Genomic DNA, 736 nt, shown 5'->3' with positions numbered 1-736 from the left:
ACACTTCCCGCTTTGCCTTGCCAACCATCCCGGTAAGCGCCGAGACTTTTACTTGTGCGTCGGTGTGACGCTTTGCCTGATCAGTATCAAGTTCGGCAAAGCGTGTGTTCTTCATTACTTCTTGGCACTTGTTGAATTCGCGCCTTACACCACGCATCGCGTTGTCTATCGCGATAAAAGCTTGATCAGATGGCGGAACAATCCGATAACCTTGGCCGCGAACCGAGACGATATAAATTTGATGTTTCGTCAGTAGCGCCTCTTTGAACTGCTCGACACGATCTAGAATCACGAACTGGCAATTAACCATTTCCTGCGCAGTCTTTGGCTTCGGTAAGTTCAGCGCCCACTCAAGCCAGGCGTGGCTGATCAACTGGCCGTCGGCGAACTTGTCAGCCCTGAATTCATAGAATAAGCGCAACGCTTGAAACGAGAGGCAGAGAGCCAGCCACCGGTAGAATCCAGGCTCTCACACCGAAGGATTCAAGCGCAGATGACTACGCATTACCGGCAGCTGACTCAGGGACAACGTTACCAGATTGAGGCTGGCTTGAGCGCCGCAGAGAGCCAGGCGAGCATTGCAAAGCGGGTCGGCGTGCATCCCTCGACGATCAGTCGCGAGTTTCGCCGCAACAGCACCCACAATTTCTACAAGGCTGTTTCTTCGGCCCCTGAAAGTCTTTCTCGTCGTACGGGTCTTCTTTTTCTTCTCAACTTTTCCTCCTCGCTCCCCCTT

At 52.9% G+C, this 736-nt stretch carries 2 protein-coding genes; one reads left to right on the top strand and one right to left on the bottom strand.

Going from position 1 to position 736, the window contains the following annotated elements; translation table 11 throughout:
• A partial coding sequence (locus ASU03_RS19465) for a hypothetical protein (RefSeq protein WP_197411337.1) occupies nt 1-421 on the bottom strand: 421 nt, incomplete at its 3' end.
• A 72-nt stretch (nt 422-493) separates the two neighbouring features.
• Between ASU03_RS19465 and ASU03_RS20475 the strand changes: the two genes are divergently transcribed.
• The coding region (locus ASU03_RS20475) for a helix-turn-helix domain-containing protein (RefSeq protein WP_157466016.1) at nt 494-736 on the top strand (243 nt) is incomplete at its 3' end.

The sequence above is a fragment of the Colwellia sp. TT2012 genome (assembly GCF_001440345.1).
Classification (GTDB): domain Bacteria; phylum Pseudomonadota; class Gammaproteobacteria; order Enterobacterales; family Alteromonadaceae; genus Colwellia.
Note: the sequence above shows the minus strand (reverse complement) of the source record. Positions and strands in the feature narration are given on the sequence as shown.